The sequence below is a fragment of the Paraburkholderia sp. BCC1886 genome, from assembly GCF_900996245.1.
Taxonomy (GTDB): Bacteria; Pseudomonadota; Gammaproteobacteria; order Burkholderiales; family Burkholderiaceae; genus Paraburkholderia.
Genome location: NZ_CAAJGK010000118.1, coordinates 105,342 through 125,415, shown reverse-complemented (window position 1 = coordinate 125,415; position 20,074 = coordinate 105,342). Strand labels below are relative to the sequence as shown.

The 20,074-nt window shown below is 58.8% G+C and carries 17 protein-coding genes and 1 pseudogene; 6 read left to right on the top strand and 12 right to left on the bottom strand.

Translation table 11 applies throughout. The annotated features are described in order from the left end of the window. Positions 1-22: 22 nt before the first annotated feature. Positions 23-1,420: a cytochrome ubiquinol oxidase subunit I gene (locus tag FQ746_RS32555; RefSeq protein WP_144113902.1), complete on the bottom strand. Its 1,398-nt coding sequence runs from the start codon at positions 1,418-1,420 to the stop codon at positions 23-25. Continuing rightward, positions 1,407-3,758 carry an FdhF/YdeP family oxidoreductase gene (locus FQ746_RS32550; protein ID WP_144113901.1) on the bottom strand — a complete coding sequence of 784 codons (2,352 nt, stop codon included), beginning with the start codon at positions 3,756-3,758 and terminating at the stop codon, positions 1,407-1,409. The genes FQ746_RS32555 and FQ746_RS32550 overlap by 14 nt, the downstream gene beginning before the upstream one ends. A 337-nt stretch (positions 3,759-4,095) precedes the next feature. Here FQ746_RS32550 and FQ746_RS32545 point away from each other — a divergent pair, with 337 nt between their 5' ends. Then, positions 4,096-4,563 carry a hypothetical protein gene (locus FQ746_RS32545; protein WP_260854247.1) on the top strand — a complete coding sequence of 156 codons (468 nt, stop codon included), beginning with the start codon at positions 4,096-4,098 and terminating at the stop codon, positions 4,561-4,563. 97 nt (positions 4,564-4,660) lie between these two features. Here the strand turns inward: FQ746_RS32545 and FQ746_RS32540 are convergent, their stop codons facing one another. Both FQ746_RS32540 and FQ746_RS32535 read right to left on the bottom strand, forming a co-directional pair. Further along, complete coding sequence (locus FQ746_RS32540) at positions 4,661-4,936, bottom strand: hypothetical protein (protein ID WP_144113899.1); 276 nt, start codon at positions 4,934-4,936, stop codon at positions 4,661-4,663. 52 nt (positions 4,937-4,988) lie between these two features. Next, positions 4,989-5,468 (bottom strand): hypothetical protein, encoded by a 480-nt coding sequence (locus FQ746_RS32535; RefSeq protein ID WP_144113898.1) that lies wholly within the window; start codon positions 5,466-5,468, stop codon positions 4,989-4,991. 370 nt (positions 5,469-5,838) lie between these two features. Between FQ746_RS32535 and FQ746_RS32530 the strand changes: the two genes are divergently transcribed. From FQ746_RS32530 to FQ746_RS32520, 3 genes are all read left to right on the top strand, one after another. Then, positions 5,839-7,344 carry an ATP-binding protein gene (locus tag FQ746_RS32530; protein ID WP_144113897.1) on the top strand — a complete coding sequence of 502 codons (1,506 nt, stop codon included), beginning with the start codon at positions 5,839-5,841 and terminating at the stop codon, positions 7,342-7,344. A 97-nt stretch (positions 7,345-7,441) separates the two neighbouring features. Continuing rightward, positions 7,442-8,068, top strand: a complete 627-nt coding sequence (locus tag FQ746_RS32525; protein WP_144113896.1) for a response regulator transcription factor — start codon at positions 7,442-7,444, stop codon at positions 8,066-8,068. A 76-nt stretch (positions 8,069-8,144) separates the two neighbouring features. Continuing rightward, positions 8,145-8,519: a response regulator transcription factor gene (locus FQ746_RS32520; RefSeq protein WP_144114036.1), complete on the top strand. Its 375-nt coding sequence runs from the start codon at positions 8,145-8,147 to the stop codon at positions 8,517-8,519. Between the two features lie 285 nt (positions 8,520-8,804). Here the strand turns inward: FQ746_RS32520 and FQ746_RS32515 are convergent, their stop codons facing one another. The 3 genes from FQ746_RS32515 to FQ746_RS32505 form a co-directional block, all read right to left on the bottom strand. Then, positions 8,805-9,920, bottom strand: coding sequence for a porin (locus FQ746_RS32515; RefSeq protein WP_260854246.1), 1,116 nt, complete (start codon positions 9,918-9,920; stop codon positions 8,805-8,807). 476 nt (positions 9,921-10,396) lie between these two features. Then, on the bottom strand, positions 10,397-11,095 hold the full coding sequence (locus FQ746_RS32510; protein ID WP_144113895.1) for a VOC family protein: 699 nt from the start codon (positions 11,093-11,095) through the stop codon (positions 10,397-10,399). Between the two features lie 73 nt (positions 11,096-11,168). Continuing rightward, the gene (locus tag FQ746_RS32505; RefSeq protein WP_144113894.1) at positions 11,169-12,431 is read right to left on the bottom strand and encodes an MFS transporter; all 1,263 of its coding nucleotides are present in this window, start codon (positions 12,429-12,431) and stop codon (positions 11,169-11,171) included. A 515-nt stretch (positions 12,432-12,946) separates the two neighbouring features. Between FQ746_RS32505 and FQ746_RS32500 the strand changes: the two genes are divergently transcribed. Continuing rightward, the gene (locus tag FQ746_RS32500) at positions 12,947-14,107 is read left to right on the top strand and encodes an NAD-dependent formate dehydrogenase (protein ID WP_144113893.1); all 1,161 of its coding nucleotides are present in this window, start codon (positions 12,947-12,949) and stop codon (positions 14,105-14,107) included. Positions 14,108-14,694: 587 nt separating this feature from the next. Here the strand turns inward: FQ746_RS32500 and FQ746_RS32495 are convergent. Then, positions 14,695-14,898: pseudogene (locus FQ746_RS32495) on the bottom strand (IS5/IS1182 family transposase); the annotation flags it as partial. 297 nt (positions 14,899-15,195) lie between these two features. Between FQ746_RS32495 and FQ746_RS32490 the strand changes: the two are divergent. Beyond that, on the top strand, positions 15,196-15,993 hold the full coding sequence (locus FQ746_RS32490; RefSeq protein ID WP_144113892.1) for an IclR family transcriptional regulator: 798 nt from the start codon (positions 15,196-15,198) through the stop codon (positions 15,991-15,993). A 54-nt stretch (positions 15,994-16,047) separates the two neighbouring features. Here FQ746_RS32490 and FQ746_RS32485 read toward each other — a convergent pair whose 3' ends face one another. Genes FQ746_RS32485 through FQ746_RS32470 form a run of 4 tightly spaced genes read right to left on the bottom strand, consistent with a single transcriptional unit; the run spans position 16,048 to position 19,954 of the window. After that, the gene (locus tag FQ746_RS32485) at positions 16,048-16,467 is read right to left on the bottom strand and encodes a Zn-ribbon domain-containing OB-fold protein (RefSeq protein WP_144113891.1); all 420 of its coding nucleotides are present in this window, start codon (positions 16,465-16,467) and stop codon (positions 16,048-16,050) included. After that, positions 16,464-17,624, bottom strand: coding sequence for a thiolase family protein (locus tag FQ746_RS32480; protein WP_144113890.1), 1,161 nt, complete (start codon positions 17,622-17,624; stop codon positions 16,464-16,466). The genes FQ746_RS32485 and FQ746_RS32480 overlap by 4 nt, the downstream gene beginning before the upstream one ends. Before the next feature lie 31 nt (positions 17,625-17,655). Then, positions 17,656-18,552, bottom strand: coding sequence for an SMP-30/gluconolactonase/LRE family protein (locus FQ746_RS32475; RefSeq protein WP_144113889.1), 897 nt, complete (start codon positions 18,550-18,552; stop codon positions 17,656-17,658). Positions 18,553-18,577: 25 nt separating this feature from the next. Further along, on the bottom strand, positions 18,578-19,954 hold the full coding sequence (locus FQ746_RS32470) for an MFS transporter (protein ID WP_144113888.1): 1,377 nt from the start codon (positions 19,952-19,954) through the stop codon (positions 18,578-18,580). Positions 19,955-20,074: the final 120 nt, after the last annotated feature.

The following is a 20,074-nucleotide window of genomic DNA, read 5'->3' as shown; positions in this document are numbered from 1 at the left end:
ACTGCCTCGCAACGGGAATAATTTAGTATTCGGTGACGGTTTCGGCCGCCTTGGCTTTCACCGCCGCAGGCGGGTTAAGAGCGAGGTCAGGCCCGCAGCGCAACCAGTTACGCGCCAGGACGAAAAACGTAGCGAGCAACACGACATAGAACGCGCAAAACATCGCCATGCTCAGCGTCACCGATGAAGCGGCTACCGTCGATACGGCATCCTTCGTGCGCAACAGTCCATAAACGACCCACGGCTGGCGTCCAACTTCGCGGACTATCCAGCCTGCTTCGACCGCCACGTAGGGCAGCGGAATGCATAGCACCCATGCGAGAAGCAATTTTCGTTGCTCGAGCAGGCGTTCGAGACTGCCGCGTATTTTGCGCAACACATATGCGGTCCAGAACGCCAGTACCATGAACGCGAAGCCGATGCCCGCCATCACGCGGAACGCGTAATAGAGTAAGGGCAGCGCGGGCGGCTGGTCGGCGGGCGCGAAGTCCTTGAGGCCTTTCACTTCGCCGTGGACCGTATGCGTGGCGAGAATGCTCAGCATGCCGGGTACGTCGAGCGACCAGTCGTTGCGTTGCTCTTTCTGGTTCGGCCATGCGAGTAGCGACCACGACGCGGCAGTTCCGGGCTTGTTGGTGGTCCAGTGTCCTTCGATTGCGGCCCCTTTGGCGGGCTGCGTTGCGAATACGCTGCCACCGCTCGAATCACCGAGCCAGATCTGGATCGGCGCGACGAAGACGAGCACCAGCAGGGCAATTCTGAAAGAGCGGGCGAAGAATTCCGGATTGCGTCGCTTGAACAGATTCCATGCGGAAATGCCGGCGATCACGAACATGCCGGTTTCGATCGCGGCGACCCACATATGCGTGACGCCCCAGACCATGTCCGGATTGAAGATCGCAGCGGCATAGTCGGTTACGACGATCCTGCCGTTTTCGACCGTGACGCCCGCGGGTGTTTGCATCCAGGAGTTAGCGACCATGATCCAGAAAGCGGAGATGCTGGAACCCAGCGCGACCATCGAGGTGGCGAACAGATGCACGCCGCGCGGCACGCGGTCCCAGCCGAGCAGCATCACGCCGATAAAACCCGCTTCGAGCATGAAGGCCATGGCGCCCTCGAAGCCGAGGATATTGCCGAAGAATTGTCCGCTATAACGCGAGAAGCCGGCCCAGTTGGTGCCGAACTGGAACTCCATTGGAATGCCGCTGACCACGCCCACTGCGAAGTTCAGGACCAGCAGCTTGCTCCAGAAGCGCGCGTGGTGGTAATAGCCGACATTGCCGGTGCGCAGCCATAGCACTTCAATCAGAACCAGAAACGCCGACAGGCTGATGGTGAGGATCGGCCACAGAATATGAAAAATGGCCGTCATTGCGAACTGCGCGCGTGACAGATCGAGGACGTCACCGAGATGCATGATGAACTCCCGCGGCGCCGGGCACGGTCGCCTGATGGGTAGAGGGGGCGCCGCCCGATGCTGCGGGCACGATCTTCACCGGAACGGATTTGTACGACGGTGTGCGGCTTTTCTGGTCGAATGCATAGAGCGGCACGAGCGGATTCGCTTCCGGGTAGTAAGCGCCGCAGCAACCGTCGGGCAGCACGTATTCGATCACCATGAAGCTTCGGATCACGCGCTCTATCCCATCGGTGGACAGCGCGTGCACATCAACACGCGCGCCGGCTTCCAGATTGCGCTTCTGTAATTCACGCCGATTCAGGAAGATCACGTCGCGCTGGCCAAACACGCCGCGGTACCGATCCGAATGGGAGTAGAGGGTCGTGTTGTACTGATCGTGACTGCGCATGGTGGTAAGCCAAAGCGCGTCGGGATCGCTCTGGACCGGATCTTCGTCGAGTCCATCGAAAACGAGGAAATTGGCGCGGCCGGTGGACGTGGCCCACACACGTTCGCGTGCGCTCGAGGCCAGATGAAATCCTCCTGGCACGCGAATGCGTTCGTTGTAGGCCTGGAAAATCGGATAGACAATTTCGATCTTGTCGCGAATACGGTCGTAGCTCGCGACGAGATGTTCCCATTCGACATGCGAGTCCGGCCCCAACGTTGCGCGCGCAATCCCCGCGACGATCGCCGGTTCGCTCTTCAGATGCGGCGATGCGGGTTTGTTGCGACCACCCGACGCATGCACCATCGACATCGAATCTTCGACGGTAATCGACTGTGGCCCGTCGGCCTGAATATCGACTTCGGTGCGGCCGAGGCACGGCAAGATCAACGCTTCCTTGCCGTGCACGAGATGACTGCGATTGAGTTTGGTGGCAATGTGCACCGTCAGGTTCAATTTGCGCATCGCGGCCTGTACGCGGACCCAGTCCGGCACGGCGGCGGCGAAATTGCCACCCAGCGCGACAAACACCTTGGCATCGCCGCGCATCATCGAATCGATTGCGGCGATCACGTCATGACCATGCGCTGCGGGCGGGCGGAACCCGAAAGCCCGTTCAATCCCGTCGATCAATGCTGTAGATGGCTTCTCGGTGATGCCGACGGTGCGGTTGCCTTGCACGTTGGAATGTCCACGCACGGGACAGACACCTGCGCCGGGCCGGCCGATATTGCCGCGCAGCAGCGCCAGATTGGCCACTTGCTGAACCGTCCCGGTGCCGCGGTGATGCTGTGTGAGCCCCATGCCGTACACGAGGATCACGTTCTTCGCGTTCATGTAGATGTTGGCCGCGTTCTGAATATCCTCGCGCGACAGGCCGCTGTGCAGCACGATCGCATCCCACGTGGTGGCGCGCAGGTCGGCGAGCAGATCGTCGAGACCGTGCGTATGTCCTTCGATGAACTCGGTGTCGAGCACGCGCGGTTCGTCGTTGGCGAGGGCGGCATCGTCGGCTTCGATCACCGCTTTCATCATGCCCTTGAGCACCGCGACGTCGCCGCCTACACGAAGCTGATAGAAGAACGAGCTGATCTGCGTGAAGCCCAGCGTCGCCATTTCCACCGGGTTCTGCGGCGAAGCGAAGCGTTCCAGCGCGCGTTCGCGAAACGGGTTGAACGACACGATTTGCGCGCCGCGCCGCGACGCGCTGTGCAGATCACTCATCATTCGTGGGCTGTTAGTACCCGGATTTTGGCCGAAGATGAAAATGGCGTCGGCTTCCTCGAAATCGTCGAGCAGCACCGTGCCTTTGCCCACACCGATCGATTCGGGCAGGCCGACGCTCGTCGCCTCGTGGCACATGTTCGAGCAATCGGGGAAGTTGTTCGAGCCGAACTCGCGCACGAAGATCTGGTACAGAAATGCGGCTTCGTTGGAGGCACGTCCCGAAGTATAGAAGTCCGCCTGATCGGGACTGTCGAGGCCCTTGAGATGCTTCGCAACAAGAGCGAAAGCGTCGTCCCAGTCGATCGACAGGTAACGGTCGGTGGCTTTGTCGTATGCCATCGGGTGAGTCAGCCGTCCCGCCATTTCAAGGTCGTAGTCGTCCCAGGCGGTCAGTTCCGAGACGGTGTGTGCGGCAAAGAAATCAGGCGTACAGCGAAAGGCGGTTGCCTCCCAGGCCACGGCTTTGGCGCCGTTCTCGCAGAACTCGAATGAGGACGTGTGCTTCGCATCCGGCCATGCACAGCCGGGACAGTCGAAGCCTTCAGGCTGGTTCATGCGTAGCAACGTCTTGGCGCCCGATACCGCCGCCCCTTGCAGCGCGAGCGCCTCACCCGTCGCCTTCAGCGCACCCCAGCCGCCGGCCGGCTCGCTGTAGATGCGTATCTTTTTTCCTTTGGCCATGACCGTATCCTGGTGTCTCGTTGACGAACATACGGTCCAATGATGACGCGGCGTCGCGAGTGGCATTTGTTCAAATGCCCGTCCGTTTCAGATTCGCACGTTCGATGCGGCGCGCGCCGGCGCAGCGTGACGGCGAATCTGTAGCGCAGTGCATTTATTAAAACTCGAAGGCGTTCTGAAAAGATTGGCGCATCACGGTGGCCAATAATGGCTTCCACCCGGCGATGCCTCGTGAGGGCGACGCGGCGCAGCCGCATTTCTCGCCTCTCACCAGACGCCACTCGCTGAGCACCACCGGAGCTTGACCATGCGATACCTGGACGAATCACACCGCGACATGGACCGCAATCCGGGCTTCATGTCTGCCACCGAGCCCGCCGACGCAGCGGATGTGCGCATTCACGAGACGCTGCTTGATATGCCGGCACAAAGGTTAACTGGATCGCCCGCGCCGGCTGGGTTCGGTCGCTGGACGCGCCGGGTTGTGATTGCAACCGCAGTCTGGTCGGTGTTCGAATTGCCGTTCGAAATCTGGGTCAGCATGTCCACGCGGGACCTGGTGGCCTGCGTCACGGCAAAGGTTTTGTGGGTCGGGCTGATAGGCTTCGTGCTTGCCGGCAGCCGCGTGGCGCGGATCGCTTGCGGGTTCCTTTGCGCGATCGGCATGATGGCTCTGGCTTTCGGATTGCCCGTCGAGTATCGGATGTTTCCGCTCGGATTCGTGCTGTCTTCAGTGGAATGCGTGTTGAAAGCAACTGCATTTGTATGCCTCGTGTCGTCGAGTGTCTATCCCGACGAGGAATGAGCCGAAGGCGTCGCTGGCGCAGCGCCACTTGGCGTTGTATCGGCGATAGTCGTGGTTCAGCGGGCATCTTGTCTGCTCAATTTTCATTGCGAGCGATTCATGCCGCTCGTGCCCTATCCAGCGCCAGCAGCGCGCGCGCCAACAGATAAGCGGCATGCACGGCGACCTCGAACGTGCATTCGTCGGCAAGGCGCCGGCCGTCAACAGCAACGATCCAGCGTGCGCCGTCGTGTTCGCAGACGAGCCGCCGGCCGTCGATCAGATCCGCGTACCAGCGCCAGATTTTTGGGTCCGCGATAGCCGGGGTCGGCGTGGATCTGATCGCCGTCCTGACTTGCGTGAGCGTGCCGGGTTGCTGCGATGGGGTGACCATGGGATACCTCCGACGTTTTCGTTTAAAACTGGCCGAGTAATAAAAGGACGTATTACGTCCAGTTCTTCCAGTCGTGGATCTTCTGGTAATAGCCGTGCGCGCCGCTTTCCCTTTGCAAGGTGTCAGCATTGAAGGTCCGGCCGCGCCGATGCGAACTGACGCGTCGATCGGGCTGCGATCGCTCTGCCGTCTGGCGCGGCTTCTTCCGCTGCGGCCGCGGTGCTATAGAGGATGAGGCGGCGACATGGGCGGCCTCGATCGCAAACCGTTCAAGCGGCAGCTGCGTGTCACGGTCTGTCTGGTTGAGCGCGCGCATGATGCCGAGCGTGGGCGGCGGACTGACGGCACCCCACGCTGCCAGTGCGACACAAACAGTTGCGGCGGCGTAGCCGTAAGCGGGACGAAACCAGGTGGCTTTCACGGCGCGCATGGCAGATTCTCCGGGTGCCGCCCGCGACGGGCGGCGCAGTTCAATCAGGGGGAAGGCATTGATGAACCCAGTATCGTGATCCGGCCAGTCGGGATCTTTCACGGCCGCACGACGGTTTGCCGATTTGCACGCAGCAGACGCACTTGGTGCGAGTCTGCGCTAAGGGCCCCGAAACCGGCCGGGCAGTTATTCAGTCGGGTGCATGAGCTACTTATACTTTGGTGTGATGTCGGCGTATCCATGGGTCGCTTCGAACTCGCCGGAAACCATCATCAACGGGGCGAGGCCTGGTGTTGGCGCTGCTGCGTGATGATCGCGGGGCCGCCCATCGTATCCCTATGGATAATAGTTTCGGATGACATTCCCCATTAGTATGGTTCTAACGACGCAAGCCACGCATAGGCGACGTCAGTGCAATGGGTCCATCGCCGGAACGTGCCCGTCCCGCTAATCAACCAGGCGTGAGAGCAGCATGATCAAGATCGGTCGAGTCGTAGTGTCGCTGGAAATGCGCGAAGTGTACCAGGAGGGTCGGCTGCTTCAGGTCGGCTCGCGCGCGTTCGATATTCTCGAACTGCTGATCCGCGCGGAGGGAAAGACGGTCACGAAAGACGAGATTCTTCAGCACGTCTGGCCGAATTCGGTGGTGGAGGAAAATAATATCCACGTGCAGCTATCCGCGCTGAGGAAGATATTCGGCGCCGGGAGTCAGGTCATTCGCACGATCTCCGGCCGCGGCTACCGCCTGACGATTCCGACCGATGCAGCCGAGTTGCCCCATTTGCGTGGCGCAGTGGCTGCTTCTCATGCAAGTTCTGTGCGGCCAAGCGGTTTGCCGGTTTGCCACACGCCGTTGATCGGCCGTGAAGCGGCAATTGCCGATGTCACCTGCGCGCTAAAAGGTACGCCGATCGTCACCTTGCTCGGATCGGGTGGCATCGGCAAGACGCAACTCGCGATCGCAGTGGCGAGATCGATTGAGGCTGCGTCGGAGTGGGAAGTGTGCTTTATCACCCTGGCATCGGTAAGTGGCGTGCAGAGCGTGATCAATAAGGTCGCGGAAGCACTGGGCGTGGGTCCTGCCGGTGCTGATGTGCCGCTGCAGGCACTGGTCGATGCGACCCGCGAGCGCAAGTTGCTGGTGTTGCTGGACAACTGCGAACATGTCATCGAATCGGCGGCCACCATTTGTGAACTGCTCGTGCAAGCCAGCGCGGATCTGAGGATTCTGGCAACGAGTCGCGAGCCGCTACGTACCCGCGATGAAAAGTTTTATTGGGTCGCGCCGCTCGAAACCCCCGATGTGGGTGCAAGCAGGCAAACCATACTCGACTGCAGCGCAGTACGGATGTTCCTTGCACAGATGACGGCACTCAACACTTCGGTCGAGAATGACCTCGGCAGCATCGAAATGGTGGCGACGATCTGTCGTCGGCTGGACGGCGTGCCGCTCGCTCTCGAACTCGCGGCGTCCCGTGTGGCTGTGTTCGGAATTCGCAAGCTGCTCGCCGAACTCGACAATCGCTTCCAGTTCCTGACCGGTGGCCGCCGCACGGCGCCACCGAGGCAGCAGACTCTCGAGGGTGCGCTCGACTGGAGCTACCAGCTTTTAAGCGCCACGGAACGCACGGTGCTGCATCGGCTCAGCGTGTTTCCTGCCCGATTTTCGGTCGAAGCGGCTTGCGCAGTGGCCGCGTGCGGTCGCCTGACGCGCAACGATGTGACCGATGCGATCGTTGGTCTAGCTTCGAAGTGTTTTCTGATGACAACCTTCGATAGCAAAACAAAGGAATACTTCCTGCTGGAGACGACCAGGGAATATGCGCTGCGCAAGCTGTACGAATCGGATGAAGCAGACCAGGTGCTGACGCGAAAAGCGACCTGTCACGCGCCCGCTTACGAGCAACCTTATGGACGCGTTTTCGGCGCACCGGCGTCTGGTGCCGGCCTCGCGATGGAAGCCGTCGCATCGCGATGAACATGGTGTGGTCCGCAGGGACTGGACAGGAGCTTCCGGCGGAGGGTCTCAGGTACCATGACGGCACTCAAAAACCCAATTTATTCTGGAACCTGGCATGCCTGTCCCTTCGGAACTCGAGCCGTTGGTGTATGTGATTGACGACGAGGAAACAGTGCGCGATTCGCTGGTCCGGCTGTTGCGATCGGCGGGTTTCGACGCCAGGAGTTTTGCGTCGCCTGCGGAAGTGTTGTCCCAGAAGTGGCCGAGTGTGCCGATGTGCATCCTGCTCGATATGAACCTGAAAACGACGAGTGGCTTCGACGTACAAAGCCAGCTTGCGCAAAAGGGCATCGAAGTGCCCGTTATTTTCCTGACCGGCTACGGCTCCATTCCGATGTCGGTGCGTGCGATCAAGGCGGGTGCGCATGAGTTCCTGACCAAGCCGATCGACGACGAGGAACTGATCGAGGCGGTGCGCCGAGCGCTCGCCCAGGACGAGGCCAATCTGGCCGAACGCGCGTTCAACGCAGACGTGCTTCAGCGTGCCGCGTTGCTTACGCCCCGCGAGATGGACGTGTTCGAATTGGCGGTCAAAGGCAGGATGATCAAGCAGATGGCGCATGAACTCGGCACGCAGGAGGTCACGGTCAAGGTTCACAAACGGCGGGTGATGAGCAAGATGCAGGCGAAGACGCTCATCGACCTTGCCCAGATGTGGGAAGTGATACGTCGCACGCGATGAGCTTTCTGATGCGGTAAATATCGCGCCGGATATTTCTCTCTGTTACTACGTCGGCGCAATTGGAGTATTGGCAGCTATGAGCTTTGTTTGCATCGTCGACGATGACGCCTCGGTACGAAGTGGCGTCGGAAACCTGTTGAAGGCCGTGGGTTATGCGATTGTGACGTTTTCGTCGGGAGAGGAATTTCTGGCGTCCCCGGTGGTCGACGAGGCGCTGTGCGTGCTGCTCGACGTGAGAATGCAAGGCATGCAAGGCCTGGAAGTACAACGTCAGTTAAACGCGGGACACAAGGATATACCCGTGGTGTTCATGTCCGCACACGGAGACGAGGGTACCGTCGAACGGGCCATGCAGCACGGCGCGGTGGGCTTTCTGCGAAAGCCCTTCGAGGAAGAATTGCTGCTCGACTCGATCGAACTCGCAATAGGACGCAAGGCCCATCCGGACTGAACCCGAGATAGCGGATCTGCTCAACTATCCGGTATCACAAAGCTCGATCATGCAGAGCACAAAGATGTGGGGCGGCTTAGCCCGCAACATGGTGGGTGGCGGCATCGTGTTCGCGCCAGTGCGTCATGGCGCCTGGGCGCGAACTTTTTTCTCGAGAAGCCACTCGATCTCGATCGCTTGCTCCCAGGAGATCGCTGTGCTGCTTGGGTTGAAAGGGAATGGTTCGATTGTGCTCACCAGTTCTGGCCTCGACCAAACGGTACCTCGCGACCGCCCAGCCGTTCTTCAGAAAGTATGTCGCATACCGAGCGTCGTCACCATCTGGCGATTCGTGGACGACGAGGTATAGCCCTGAATGTCCGCTAGTGCGCCACCGCCCGATTGTTGCAGGTAGATCATCAGCGCAACATCGGTTCGCTTGGAAAGGTAGTAGTCCGCGACGACGTTCAGTTCGTTCCACTTCGGTTTCTTGCCTGTGACGGTGTAGGCGCCAGCCGTATAAACGTAAGCTGCGCCAAGAAGGAAATAAGGACGGACGTAGTAATTTGCGCTCAGACTGAAGTTCTGGATATTCAGATGCTGACCATCAAGGTAGTTAAAGTTGACGTCCGTATAAAGCGCGCCGAGTTTCAACTGACCAACGCTGTAGCCCCCGCCTGTACCGAAAATTCGTTGCTTCTTAGCATAGGCGTGTGTATGCAGGGCGCTACGGTCGAAGGTCAGATAAGTGGGTGAATAGTCGGTATCGATTGCACCGGTTGGGTTGCTCGCGCTATAGGGCGAATCGAATTCGGTGTAGGCGACAGACCAGTTCAGGCTACCGACGTTGTAACTTGCGCCGAAGCCGAAGCTGCGGTTGTCAGCGAAGCCGGTTGTCGAGTTACTAAAACCGTACTGCGCTGTAACCTGCAATCCTTTGAGGTTTTGTGTCGTGTACTTGACCGAGTTGTTGACATGCAAGTTCGCGTAAGTGTTGTCGTTATCGCCGATGGTGCCGTTCCAGTTGTATGCAGTGTTCAGACCAAGCATATCTTCCACGGAGTCGTATTGTCGTCCGAACGTGAGCGTACCCCAGTTCTTGTTGGTCACGCCGATGTACGACTGTCGCCCGAATTCACGTGCGTTGAAAGAGGCATTCCCGTTATAAATGTTGAAACCGTTTTCCAGTGTGAAAATGACGCTGGTGCCGCCACCGATATTCTCGTTTCCCCGCAGCCCCCAACGCGGAGACTGGTTTGTACCGCTGATAGCCTGATATGTATGGTGACCACCTTGGTTCGTAGAAAAAGCCAAACCGCCGGAAATAAGCCCATAGAGCGTTACGCTGCTTTGCGCAGATGCATCTGAACACATCATTGCCATGCTGGAACAAAACGCAATGAGAGAAACTCGTATTTTCATCTCGTTACCTAAAAAAGGATACCTGATTTAAAATATCTGGCCTACGTGAGCAGGTCATCTTTATGCCGGATCTGCCTTTGGCTAGCAGGCTTGCTTTCCAGTACGGTCCCTTGGGCGAAAGCACTTCACGACCAGACGATCGTCGGGCCGTGTGAATGTCACCATCGCAGTCCACCCGGGGGCGTCCGGCAAGCGGCATTGGCGGAGACGACGGTCAGACACGACCAACTCGGGATTGTGGTGCACATCCAGACCAGGGGACATATAGATGGACAGAGAGATAAGCACAGGGCTTTGGTGCCTGACAAGCCGACCCGCGGCGCCTTATCGACCCGAAATCGTCGTCGATCCAGAACTCGTTGGGAGCCGTTAGCCTGTTCGATCTACGACGGCAAGCAGCATTAAAAAAACGGCCTTGTCGTCGATACCTACTCCACCATCGCGCCGTCCGGACTTACTCCAGTTGCGTGTTCTATTCAGATCTTGACCGGCGCGCGGCGGATCTCCTGTTCGCCGATGCTCGTCTCTACGCCGAGCGCGTACAGTCCGGCACTGTTCCTGTTGTATCGGATCTCGAACGGAAAGTCCGAGGGGTGAGCAATCTCGCCGAGCCATGCAGCGAACGCGGCCTCGTCCTCACCGATTTCGATCCAGTTCAGTCCTTTCCCCTGCACCGATCCAGTTCCTGGGACAATCGGCAGGCTAGCGGCGTGAGTGCCATTGCCGGGCTTGAAGTACAGATTGGGTTTTCCGATTGGCCATGCCGTCAATGCACTGGGTGTCTGCAGCGCAAAACCGCGCTCACCGTTCATCATCTGGCGGCCGGCGTCCTTGCCAGTGGTATTTTCGTCGACAACCGTGTTGTGATGCCTGGCGAAAGTCTTCAGCTCGTCCAGCGAGTCCGCGCGCAGACACCAGCCGACAAAACAATCCCCCACTCGTGTTTGCTGCTCGAAAAAAGTGGCCAGCGGTTGGCCGCGCGCAAGAACCCGGTGATCCACAATGCCTTCCACCTCGATATAAATGTCTGGTGCGAGCGGGACCACCTTGTGGCCGATCCCATAGAGCGGAAAGAACCCGCCGTCGTAGTTGCCTAAACCTGTTTCGCGGCTCAGCCTGAAGGTGGCTTCATAAACATTCTGTGCCGCCAGACAAATGTGGTCAAAATGGATCATCGATACTTTCCTGAAGAGTAGCGCTGCTTGGCAAGCGCGTTGTTGACGTGTTGACTGCTTAGTCCGGGTTTGATTACTCGGTGCTATTGAGGCGTATAGGCCCTTGTGTACTGGCTTTTTCGGTAGCGCCTGCGTCGTAACGCGGCAGGAGGAGAAACACGAATGCCGCAGCGGCGGCAAGCGCTGCGCTCAGCAGCAGGCCGGGCTGATAGCTGCCCAATCGGTCCGCCAACCAACCGAGACCGAGTGGGCCCACACCCGCAGCAATACACAGAGCGCCGTACTGGAAAGCGTAGGCTCGGGCAAACACCCGTAGACCGAAATAGCGTGTACACATGAGCGCTACCAGATCGATTTCGCCACCGAACGTCCAGCCCACCGTGAACGCGTATAGCGGTGCATAGCCGACTCCGCCAAGTTTCAGAGTAATTACTCCCCCCATTCCGACGAGGCAGGAAAAGGCCATCAGCCTTGGGGAGTGCACGTAGTCGGACAGCCAGCCCACGATCAGGCGCACACAGACCGTGCCGATACCTAGAAGGCTCATGTACTTCGCAGCCGAGGTAGCAGTCGCACCGAGTTCGCGCAGCATCGGCGCCATATGCTGTGCGTTACCCGCGACGAACAACGTCGATAACGTGAAGGCGAGGCACATCAGCCAGAACGTTCCAGTTCGCTTGACCGCCGCAAACTCTCTTGCGAGTTCCTCCTGGTTGACGGGCTCGGACGCGACGGGCGCCGTCCTCGGGATGTCCTGGCTGTCGCGCAGGATCAGTAATGAAATGGGTGCACCGACTGCAGCAATAGCCGCCAACAGAAGGTAGCCGGAGTGCCAGCCGTTTTTGCCGATGGTTGCCGCAACGATGGGTGGCAGAATCGCTCCGCACAGACCGAGGCCCACTTGGGTAAGACCGAGTGCGAATCCACGGCCGCGATCGAACCAGCCGCTCACAATCCGGGTGAATGTGAGGCCGCTCGTGCCGCCGCCGAAAAACCCAGCCATGCCAACGAGAGCAATGTACGCCGTGGGCGTTGAGATCAATCCGGCCATTCCAACGAAGCAAACGGCGAGGGCGAGCGCGCTACCCGCAGCGGTGCGCGCCGCGCCGAAGCGCGACAGCAGTCGCCCCCACATCTGCAGGCCGAGCGCGAGTCCCAGTGTGAAGGCGAGATAGCCCGCACCATATTGCGTCTTCGTCAATCCAACCGCACCTTGCAGATCTTTTGCGAAAAGGCCAAGGTTGTAAGAGCCTAAGCCGATCACGCCGATGCCGAGACCCAACGTCGAGCCGGTCAATTGCAGCCATCCGCGGCGAAACTCAGCGAGTTTGTTCATCGATACGTTCCATGGTTTTGTGCATTAAATTATCCATTGATCAATATTTCGTGGTTGCCGCAGCGCGATTCCCCGAAACGGGGGGCGGTCATCGGCTGACGATCGGTTCGCGACAGAACGGTACGGCGATGCCTCGGGTCGGCGGAGGTTGGAGCCGCGAGGCAACAAACCTGCAGCGATTCGTTCAAGCTTATTACTGAAAAAAAAACTGATAAACGGATCCCAGAGCAACGCAGCATTGCGTTGTCTGCCACGCCAACCTTGCGCCGTACTTCTTTCCACTCTGGTGGCACAGGAATCAACCAAGGCGATCTGTCCGGAAGCCGATGCTGGCTAACTGCCGCCATGCGGCGCGTCGAATTTCGTCCATGACAAGCCCGACCACGTGCACACGCTCTCGATATATTCACTCAGATATAACGCTGTCGTGCGAATCTGGAAAAGCGCCGGTGGTACCGGACCTAGACTCTCTACGCCGATCAGGCAACTGTTATAACCGTCCTTCAGGAGTTGGCATGGCAAAGATCTTATGCGTTCTTTATCCCGATCCGGTAACCGGATTTCCGCCGAAATACGCTCGCGACGAGGTCCCGATCATTACTCATTATCCGAATGGCCAGACCGTACCGTCGCCCAAAGGGCCGCTCGGATTCAAACCGGGTGAGCTGGTCGGTTGCGTCTCGGGCGAGCTAGGACTGCGCAGTTATCTCGAGAAGAACGGTCATGAACTGGTTGTCACGAGCGATAAGGATGGTGTTGACTCGAGTTTCGACCGGCATCTGGTCGACGCTGATGTCGTCATCTCGCAGCCTTTCTGGCCCGCCTATCTGACGGCCGAGCGGATCGGAAAGGCGAAGAAGCTGAAACTCGCGTTGACCGCAGGCATCGGCTCCGATCATGTCGACCTGAAAGCCGCTGCGGCGCACGGCATTACCGTTGCAGAGGAGACCTTTTCGAACAGCATCAGCGTAGCCGAACACGTTGTAATGATGGTGTTGTCGCTGGTGCGAAACTATTTGCCCGCACATCAGTACGCAGCGAATGGCGGCTGGAATATCGCTGACTGCGTGAGCCGCAGCTACGACCTCGAAGGGATGCATTTCGGTACTTTGGCGGCGGGACGCATTGGTCTTGCAGTGTTGCGCAGGCTTAAACCGTTCGACGTGAAGCTGCATTACTACGATCCGCATCGTCTGTCGCCGGATGTCGAGGCCGAGCTTGGTCTGATGTACCACGACACGCCCGAGTCATTAGTGAAGTTATGCGATGTGATCAATCTGCAAATGCCGCTTTACCCGTCGACCGAAGGTCTTTTCGACGATAAGCTGCTTAGCCTCACCAAGCGCGGCGCGTATCTGATCAACACCGCACGGGGTGCGCTGTGCGACCGCGACGCAATCGTTCGCGCATTGCAGTCGGGACAACTGGCGGGCTACGCCGGCGACGTGTGGTTCCCGCAGCCCGCGCCAGTCGATCATCCATGGCGGAGCATGCCGAACCAGGGCATGACGCCTCACATGTCGGGCAGTTCATTGTCGGGACAGGCCCGCTACGCTGCGGGCACGCTTGAAATCCTCGAATGTTTCTTCGAGGGCAGGCCGATCCGACCCGAGTATCTGATCGTCGATGGCGGCAACCTCGCAGGCGCGGGGGCTGGCTCGTACAAGCTGACTTAAGCCGCAAAACTTTCCAGGCGCGCGACAAAAAGCCGGGCTGTCGTGCGCCCGTGATTTCGATTTTTGGACAAACGCGGATGCAGGCGAAGCGTTTGTGCGTTGTTTTATCATCGGCGGCGGCGCTGATGGCCTTGCAGGTGCGACGCGGATGGGTAAAAGGTGCGTCCGCGGGGAAAGGAGGGCTGTCTTACGGTCCTGTTGCGTTGATCGACAAGAGAACCATCGCATTTGTGAAGCCGCTATTACAGGACATCGCAGCTGGAAGTATGGACCCGTGCGCCCGCGCGTTTCTGAGGGTTTTCTCAGCATCCTCGGGGCGATTGACCGAAACCGGGCGACTTTGAGCCGTATCTCTCGGTCGGGTGAGTTTCTCCTCATGGCCGATCACTGCCGCCTAATCGCGTTCCTCTGAAAATTAGATCGACAACTGCGCCCCATCTGCCGCCCGGTCTGTTGGCCGGGCGGCCGACGCGAAAAAAATCAAGCGATTCGGCGGCCAAGGCCGAAGTGCGCGCCGCATCCACCGCCGCTTTGGGCGGTGTCGCAGAATCGAGCCACTCACGAGCGGCATCGCTTATGCATCTAGGAGCTCGCGCCAGTTTCTTCGGCGCGATGCTCGGCCGACCACCTTTCGCGTCAGCCTCGTACGTCCGGGCGAACACATCGTCCATGCGTTTAAGCGCGTCATTGACCCACGCTCGAATCGGGCGCAACGGATGTTCCTTCGGCACAAAATCGTCCAGCTTCAGCAGCGTGAACATCGACTCGGTAAAACTATTTGGACCACGCATCCGTTCCATCTCGCTCGCAGCGATGACATCAGTTCAACATTTACGCCTTCGTTACGAATGACCGCCACATCAGGTATTTCAACGGCCTGTTAGACGCTGCGACCGTCCGTTGTACCGCTTGGAAAGCTGACGTGGAGCGGGATGAGAGGTGTCTTTGCCCACCACGAGAGCACAATGTGATTGCGTGTTTCATCCAGTTGCCGATCCGCGGCGGCATCGTTGCGTTGCCTATGAAAAAGGCCACCGTTCGCCCACGCATCGTACAATTGTAAACTTCAGATAATTTTCTGGGTACACATGGCAAAGTCTGCACTGCGAGTGCTGGAAATTATGGAGTTCGTCGCAACCCATAAAGCGGGATATGCAACTCATACCGAGATCTCTCAGGCTTTGGGTATTCCCAAGAGCAGTCTCACCGCGCTTATGCTGGATCTCCAACGGCCAGGTTATCTGGATCTGGATCGCGAAACGGGACGATATTCAATCGGTTCGCAGGTGATGTTCCTTGCGCATGCCTATCTCCGCAATCTGAATATCGTGCGGCTCGGCAGTCCGATTGTGCACAACGTCTTTCTGCAACTGAACGTTTACACGACGATGGTCATTCCTAAAGGCGACAACTGTATTGTCGTCTGCTCGGAATCGCTTCCTTCGCCACTCGCTCATTCGCTGAGCGTAGGGCAACATATACCGATGTTTCACAGCGCACTCGGGAGGGCGATTCTCGGCTTTCTGGCACCAGAGGAAATCGGACGGCTGCTGTCTACTTACAAGCCCCAGGCCTACACCTCTAAAACGAGAATGGATGCCGCAGAACTTCGTTCCGCACTGGTGGAAGTTCGCAAGTCGGGCTTCGCGCGTATGGAAGGCGAGTATCTCCCGGGGATCATCGGCATAGCCGCGCCCGTATTCAACATAGAGAACCGCCCGATCGCGGCCATTGGTATTGGCATACCGTCCTCGGAGGACGACCCGGAACTCGAGAAACGAATCGCGGAACAGATTCTGCAAAGTACCGACGCGCTTTCCCGCCGACTCGGTGCCAAACTGAAACCGACTCCGGAAAAATACTTTCGGGAAAGTGATAGCGACTAGGCATGGGTGATGCCGTCGCTATCCGCGCCAGGCCGCGACGTCTATCAACGCGGCTTATGACGGTTCCGGAACCAGAGGGGCAAAGCGGACCAGTGTTAGTTCGGCGGAGACCGGGTCGAACCAGGCTTTCACCCGCTGACCGATCTCAGGTTTCGCGTAAGCATGGCCACTCAGGCTGCTCATATAACGAATACCTTCGTCAAGCATGACCTGCACGACGGTGTAGGGCAGTTGACCTTTAATCGACGGCCAGTAGGCTTTGTGGAACGTGCAGAACGATTCCACCCGGCCCTGACCGCTGAGCGTCGCCCACTCAGCATCTCGCCCATGACAATGCGCGCATTGCCATGTCGCGGGGAAGCGGTACTTTCCGCAATCGAGGCAGCGCTGGGCGAGGAGAATCCCTTTAATGGCTGCGTCCCAATGCGGTTTGCTCTTAGGGTCGTTAGGTACCGTTGTTTGAGTGGAGATCATTTCGAGTCCTTTCCGTAAATGATTGACGTCGTGATCGGTGTAGCTGCCATGTACTGAATGAAAGCCGGGGAGTCGATCTGGCGGGCGTCGCACTCGCCGCGAAGTTGCCGGACTGCTTCCACGTTAAGTCCCCATCCCTGGAGATAGGATTCGGAGAGATGTCCGCCGTTCGTGTTCGTCGGGAAGCGCTGCCCCAGCCGAAGATGACCTTCGTTCACCCAGCGTCCGCTTTCTCCCACGGGGCAAAAGCCGAACCCCTCGAGAGAAACGAGGACGGTCGGCGTGAAGTTATCGTAAATCATCAGTCCGCTCATGTCGTCGTTCGTCGTGCCGGCCATGCCATGGACTTTCGTTGCGACCCTGTTCATTGCGCCCGACCAGAAGTCCTCTGGCGGAAAGCTGCTATCTGTGAAGTCGGATGCCTGAGCGACGCCTCGTACGTAAACCGGTGGCTTGCGCAGGTCTCGTGAACGCGATCCGCTTGTCATGATCATGGCGACGGCGCCGTCATTGATCAGGCAATAATCGAGTAGACGAAGCGGATCGCAGATAAACCGGCTCTGCATGTATTGCTCGATCGTAAACTCTTCACGCATGACGGCCGCGGGATTGAGGCTCGCGTGGTGACGGAACGTTTTGGCGATTTCGCCGAGATCTTCGGATTTCGTCCCATACAGATGCATGTGCCGTTGCATCATGAGCGCGTGGAATGCGCCCGGCGATGTCATACCGTAGGGCGTCCAGTGACTATCCGCACCGCCGTATGCGCCTGCGGCACCGCCGAACTGACTCGCATCGCCGCCATAGGAGATGCCTGCGCTCCCGCCATCGTTCGCGTAGACGAGCGCGATCGTATTGACCGCGCCACTGGAAATCAGATGGGCCGCCGTCTGGATGCAGATACCGCTGAATCTGCCATGCCCTGGCGTCGATAGCACGTAATCCGGGTTGATGCCGCATTGATCCGCGAGGTGACTGTAGCTAGGAATCCGGTTGACGATCAAACCGTCCAGATCCGCGTACGTCAAACCGCAGTCGTCCAGAGCGTCCTTCAATGCCCATTGCGCCAGCTCGTAGATGTCGTAATCAGGTAATTTTCCGTACCGCGTCGTACCGATGCCCGCAACTGCGGGCTCGTTCAGAAGAGCTTGAGTCATATAAAGATTTTTCCTCGACGACAAAAATTTGCTAGTAAGGGAGCAGCGATTCGGCCTGACCACGCCCCACGCCCTTGACGGCCCAGAGTGCTCCGCCGCCGTCTCCTTCCGGAACCGGGTCGCCATGGAAATCTGTCGACGCGGACGTGACGTACAGCGTGTCGAGATCCACGCCACCAAACGTACAACTCGTGGGGTAGGCCGTGGGCAGTTCGACACTGCGCACGAGCTTTCCGTCCGGACGGTAACAGTGCACGGCGCCGGCTCCGAAGATCGCGACCCAGACATTGCCGTCGGCGTCGACGGTCAGTCCATCCGGGCCGCCTTCGCCGGAGATTTGCGTGAGCACACGCTTGCTGGAGAGGCCGCCCGTCTCGAGGTCGAAATCAAAAGTGTGAATGGTCTTCGAGTGCGTGTCTGCGAAGTACATCAACGTGCGCTCGGGATTCCAGCCGATCCCGTTCGAGAGGGTGAATCCGCTCTCCACGGGTCGTAGGGGCGGGTTGCGATCGCCGCCCTCGAAAAGGTAAAGCTTTCCCACAGGTGATCGAAGGTCGCGCGCGAGGCTGCCCACCCACAACCTTCCTGCGGCATCGACTCTGCCGTCGTTCAGCCGATCGTTCTCCAGATCGAGCGGAAGCGGTTCGGGAATCGTATCGCCCGGCACAAGCTGGTCGAGCAATAGATGGCCCCTTCGAAAAAGCAGCAGCAGGCCGCCGCTTTGCCGGAGTGCGATCACGGCCGGAGGCTTCGGCAACGGCCACCGATCGGTTGCTCCGCTCAACGGATCGAATCGCCAAAGCGTCGGCGTGCTGACGTCGACCCACCACAACTTCTGGTGAAGCGGGCTCCATATCGGACCTTCACCAAGCTGGTTCTGGCAGTTGATAACACGCGTGATCTCGGCGTGAGGAGGCATGCACGACATGACTAATCCTTGGGTTGATGTACGTCTAGTCCGAAGCATCTACGTTGAGCGCGGCGGCAGAGAGAGGGTTGGCGGCTCCAGAGGGAACCCTGCAACGCTTATGAGCAAGAATGGCGATCGCGGCAACGATTGCGGGAATAATCAATGCACGGAAGATGTCCGCCATATTCCATCCGAGCGTCAGCATCTGCCCACCCAGAATCGCGCTCAGGATTGCGCCGATGCGGCCCACGCCCAACATCCAGCTCGAGCCCGTGGCGCGCGCTTCGGTTGGATACCAGCCGGTCGCGAGCGCCGTCATGCCGACACTGCCGCCGCTCATGCAAAAGCCGACTATCAAGGCGAGTCCGCACAGCAGCAGGTAACTCTGCGGAGATCCACCGATCGCGCCCACACTGCAAGCCCCGATGACGAATACACAGGCCAGGACGACGTGTTTGCTCCATCGATCCATCGCCCATCCGATGGCAAGCGAACCGATAGGACCCCCGACCTGGAACATTGCCATGACGATCGCACTCTCGGAAACGGTGTAGCCACCGCCTTCCTTGACCAGTGTGGGCAACCAGCTGCTTAGCAGATAGATGGTGAAGAGCACGCAAAAATAGCCCACCCACAGCGTGGCCGTACCGAAACGGTAACCATTTTCGAGGACGATCCACATGGAGTTCGCACGAGACGTCGTGCGTTTCTCAATGACCAGCTCGTAAGAACCCTCTGCCAGTTCAGGCGCGATGCGCGCCATGATTGCCGATATGGCGGCGCGCGATTTGTTCCGTGCGACGAGGAAACTGAGCGACTCTGGCATGGCGCCCAGCAAGACGACCGCAAGGATCACGGGCAGCACGCCTGCCGCGATCACCACGCTCCTCCAGCCCATGTGCGGAATCATCCAGGCTGCGGCGAAGCCGCCCGCTGCGCCACCCGCTGTATAGCCGCAAAGTGTTACGGTGATGAGAAACGAGCGCATTCTCTTCGGCGCGTATTCCGCGATCAAAGTACTCGTATTGGGGATGGCCGCTCCGAGCCCGAGCCCGGTCAAAAAACGGAAGATCACCATGCCTCGCACGTCGGAAGACATGGCCGTGGCGAGTGTCCAGATTCCAAAGAACAGGACGTTAGCCACGACGATCGGCTTGCGTCCGAAGCGGTCGGCGAGTGGGCCACCCACGATCGCCCCAATTGCCTGCCCGACCAGGCCCGCGCTCAGGATTGCGCCGATCGCATCGTGACTCAAGCCCCAGTCGATTCTCAACTGGGGAGCGATATATCCCATCACGACAGCGTCGAAGCCGTCAAACACGATGGTGATAAAGCCAAGGAACACCAGAAACGTTTGATAACGGCCTAACGGTCTGTTATCGATCACGTCATTGACCCGGAATTTCTGTACCACTGACATAGCCGTCTCCTGGCAGCCGCTTCAAAGCCGACCGCACTTTCTATTTATCGATCATCGATCTGTTTGGCGCATCAGAAGCGCGTTTGGGAGCGCACGCATCCACCCCTTTCTTGACCGTGC

Coding starts and splice junctions, on each gene's coding strand:
- FQ746_RS32490 (WP_144113892.1), top strand. CDS start 15,196: ATGGCAAAGTCTGCACTGCGAGTGCTGGAAATTATGGAGTTCGTCGCA.
- FQ746_RS32520 (WP_144114036.1), top strand. CDS start 8,145: ATGAGCTTTGTTTGCATCGTCGACGATGACGCCTCGGTACGAAGTGGC.
- FQ746_RS32525 (WP_144113896.1), top strand. CDS start 7,442: ATGCCTGTCCCTTCGGAACTCGAGCCGTTGGTGTATGTGATTGACGAC.
- FQ746_RS32480 (WP_144113890.1), bottom strand. CDS start 17,624: ATGACTCAAGCTCTTCTGAACGAGCCCGCAGTTGCGGGCATCGGTACG.
- FQ746_RS32550 (WP_144113901.1), bottom strand. CDS start 3,758: ATGGCCAAAGGAAAAAAGATACGCATCTACAGCGAGCCGGCCGGCGGC.
- FQ746_RS32530 (WP_144113897.1), top strand. CDS start 5,839: ATGATCAAGATCGGTCGAGTCGTAGTGTCGCTGGAAATGCGCGAAGTG.
- FQ746_RS32500 (WP_144113893.1), top strand. CDS start 12,947: ATGGCAAAGATCTTATGCGTTCTTTATCCCGATCCGGTAACCGGATTT.
- FQ746_RS32470 (WP_144113888.1), bottom strand. CDS start 19,954: ATGTCAGTGGTACAGAAATTCCGGGTCAATGACGTGATCGATAACAGA.
- FQ746_RS32540 (WP_144113899.1), bottom strand. CDS start 4,936: ATGGTCACCCCATCGCAGCAACCCGGCACGCTCACGCAAGTCAGGACG.
- FQ746_RS32545 (WP_260854247.1), top strand. CDS start 4,096: ATGGACCGCAATCCGGGCTTCATGTCTGCCACCGAGCCCGCCGACGCA.
- FQ746_RS32475 (WP_144113889.1), bottom strand. CDS start 18,552: ATGTCGTGCATGCCTCCTCACGCCGAGATCACGCGTGTTATCAACTGC.
- FQ746_RS32510 (WP_144113895.1), bottom strand. CDS start 11,095: ATGATCCATTTTGACCACATTTGTCTGGCGGCACAGAATGTTTATGAA.
- FQ746_RS32485 (WP_144113891.1), bottom strand. CDS start 16,467: ATGATCTCCACTCAAACAACGGTACCTAACGACCCTAAGAGCAAACCG.
- FQ746_RS32555 (WP_144113902.1), bottom strand. CDS start 1,420: ATGCATCTCGGTGACGTCCTCGATCTGTCACGCGCGCAGTTCGCAATG.
- FQ746_RS32515 (WP_260854246.1), bottom strand. CDS start 9,920: ATGAAAATACGAGTTTCTCTCATTGCGTTTTGTTCCAGCATGGCAATG.
- FQ746_RS32505 (WP_144113894.1), bottom strand. CDS start 12,431: ATGAACAAACTCGCTGAGTTTCGCCGCGGATGGCTGCAATTGACCGGC.